The sequence below is a fragment of the Lawsonibacter hominis genome, assembly GCF_014287895.1.
GTDB lineage: Bacteria > Bacillota > Clostridia > Oscillospirales > Oscillospiraceae > Lawsonibacter_A > Lawsonibacter_A hominis.
This window is the reverse complement of sequence record NZ_JACOPP010000065.1, coordinates 1-2,683: the sequence shown is the minus strand read 5'-3', so window position 1 is coordinate 2,683 and position 2,683 is coordinate 1. Positions and strand designations below refer to the sequence as shown.

Below are 2,683 nucleotides of genomic sequence, written 5' to 3'. Positions count from 1 at the left end.
CCTGGGCGGCCATATCCGCGTCGGCATGGAGGACAACGTCATGTACTCCAAGGGCAAGCTGGCCGACAGCAACGTGCAGTTTGTCGACCGCGCCCGCCGCGTCATCGAGGAGTTCGGCAAGGAAGTCGCCACGCCCGACGAGGCCCGCGAGATCCTCAGCCTGAAGTAAACTTTCCCGCAGAACAGCCCATAAAAAGGCTGCGGAGCATTGCTTTCTCTGCAATGCTCCGCAGCCTTTCGCTTGCCAAAAAAGACTCCGCGCCAGGTTCTCCGTGCCGCCGCCCGCTCAAGATCCCAGAGGCTCTCCGGCCAGGACGACCCGGATGCGTCCCCGGATGCGTTGACGGCCCACCAGAAGGTAGCTGCAGCACCGCCGTGCCGGGCACATACAGCCTGCGGCCGGGTCGGGATCGTCCACAGAGCCACGCAGCGGCCCAGCTTGGCGCAGGGCGCGGCCAGCCCCCGCCCGGTCCGGGGTACGGGTTGGGCCTGCATATGGTCGGCCCGCAGCCTTTCCAGCGTCGCCCGCACCTGCGCCTCCGGCACGGCCGTCCGCGCCGTCATTCCCCCGCCATGCCGCAGGCGGCGGTCTTTACGACCTCCACCGCTGCGTCAATGCCGATGCGGCTGTTGATGCACAGATCGTACTCCCGGCTGTCCCCCCACCGCCCGGTGGCAAAATAATTGTAATAGGAAGCGCGGGCCTTGTCCTGCCGCAGTACATAGCTCTCCAGATTGGGCTGCTCCACGTTGTACGCCTCTCGGGCCCGGCGCACGCGCTGCTCCAGCGGGGCGTAAACGAAGGTCTTCAGGCAGTACGGCTCCTCCCGCAGGATGTAGTCCGCACAGCGGCCCACGATGACGCAGGACTCCCGGGCCGCCGCCTCCTTGATGACCTTGGCCTGGGCGATGAACATCTGGTCGGGGACGGACGGGGTCTGCACGGCGCAGTACAGGTCGTACAGGAAGCTGTTGGTGGGCCGCTGGTGCTCGGCATCCCGGACAAAGTGCTCGGAAAACCCGGTCCGCTTGGCTACCTCTGCGATGAGCTGCTTGTCATAAAAGGTGACGCCCAGCTCCTCCGCCAGCCGCTGGGCGATGAGCCGTCCGCCGGAGCCATACTCCCGGCCGATGGTGATGACGATGTGTTTCATAGGGACACCTCCTCTTCTGCTTTCAGTATAATCGATTTTCCTTGTCCCGTCAAAGGAAAAAGCGGTCCTTTTCCCGACCGTCCCTGCGCTGCGCCATGGGGTGGGACACGCTGAGAGGCAGCCGGCGCCTTCCCCCGGCAGAGTGATCTCTCCCAGGGGAAGGCGCCGGTGCAGGGCCCTATACCGTGAAAACAGTGCTCTTACGACTGAGCACGCAGAAGATTCCCTCCGGACGAATGGCCGCACCCGTGGCCGGCGGGCCCCCGCTACAGGGAGGAGCCGATGATTTCGGAGACCTTGACCTTCCGGTCCTCCCGCAGGGAGCGGGTCGCCGCATCTGCGGTGGCGATGGCGGCCCGGGCCGCCTCGCCGGTCAGCAGCGGCCGGAACTCGTCTGTGACGGGATCGCCATGCATGATGCCGTTAAAGAACTTCATCTCATTCTTCATGATGCCGTGCAGCCACAGCGGCGGCTTTTTGCCCGGGCGGCCGTATTGGATGGCGCCGTCCATCTCAGTGCTGTGGTAGATGTAGGTGCGCTGATCGTCCTCCGCCTGGTTCTCATGGAGCAGGAAGTGCTCCTCCGGGCCGTCCACGGTCTTTACGGTCATCCCGGCATTACACATGTCCAGACGGATATAACCCTTCGTTCCCTGGATCAGCACATAATGTTCCGGATAATGGAAGGCGGAGCCATACTCAACCACAGCATAGGTGTTGTTTCCAAACTCCATGAGCAGAAAGAGCATATCATCTTCATCACCGAACCGCTCCCCCTGATGTGCCACATTCCCGCCGGTCATGGTGACTTCGGTAGCATGTCCCATGAGGAACTGAATGCAGTCCACCTCATGGATGTGGTGATAGAGGTGCCCGCCGGACTTAGACCGAAGCTTTTTCCAGCTGATGGAAGGCTGGGGTTCCTCCCAGCCGTTGCGGGCGGAGTGGCAGTAAAGGAGCTTGCCGATCTTGCCCTCGGCGATCAGCTGTTTGGCATGGCGCACGCCCCGAAAAAAGTTCATCACATGACCGGCCATAAAGACAACGCCGCTTTCCTGACAGGCGCGCACCATCTCGTCGCAGTCCGCATAGCTCAGGGCAATGGGCTTTTCGCAGAAAACGTGCTTTTTATGCCGTGCCGCCGTCAGGACGGGGTCCTTGTGCAGATAGTTGGGGGTAGCCACGATGACCGCATCCACATCCGCACGAGCGCAGAGCGTATCCAGATCGGTCTCGCAGTCGCATTTCAGCTCTTTGGCAACGGTCTCCCCGTTTTCCGGGTCCAGGACGGCCACGATCCGGGCCCCTTCCTGCGTATTCATGATGCGCCCCAGCTCCGCGCCGAAATAGCCGGTGCCGACGATGGCGTAGCCGATGTTTTTCATAACAATTCCTCCCTATAGAAAATACCGGACTGTAAAGTTAAATGAAAGTTGAAGACCCGTCAGCCCTTCTGGTACAATGGTTTCACCACAAAACACATGTACTCTCGAAAGGAGACGAGTCTTCGTGGCAAGATTATACCAACT

Annotated in this window: 3 protein-coding genes; 1 reads left to right on the top strand and 2 read right to left on the bottom strand. The window is 61.4% G+C overall.

Annotation, left to right across the window (positions count from 1 at the left end; all coding sequences use genetic code 11):
- Window position 1: 1 nt before the first annotated feature.
- Complete coding sequence (locus H8S57_RS16695; protein ID WP_369807654.1) at window positions 2-169, top strand: 3-keto-5-aminohexanoate cleavage protein; 168 nt, start codon at window positions 2-4, stop codon at window positions 167-169.
- A 391-nt stretch (window positions 170-560) separates the two neighbouring features.
- Here the strand turns inward: H8S57_RS16695 and H8S57_RS16690 are convergent, their stop codons facing one another.
- Window positions 561-1,154 (bottom strand): cytidylate kinase-like family protein, encoded by a 594-nt coding sequence (locus H8S57_RS16690; RefSeq protein ID WP_186909079.1) that lies wholly within the window; start codon window positions 1,152-1,154, stop codon window positions 561-563.
- Window positions 1,155-1,420: 266 nt separating this feature from the next.
- Window positions 1,421-2,539: a Gfo/Idh/MocA family protein gene (locus tag H8S57_RS16685; protein ID WP_186909078.1), complete on the bottom strand. Its 1,119-nt coding sequence runs from the start codon at window positions 2,537-2,539 to the stop codon at window positions 1,421-1,423.
- Window positions 2,540-2,683: the final 144 nt, after the last annotated feature.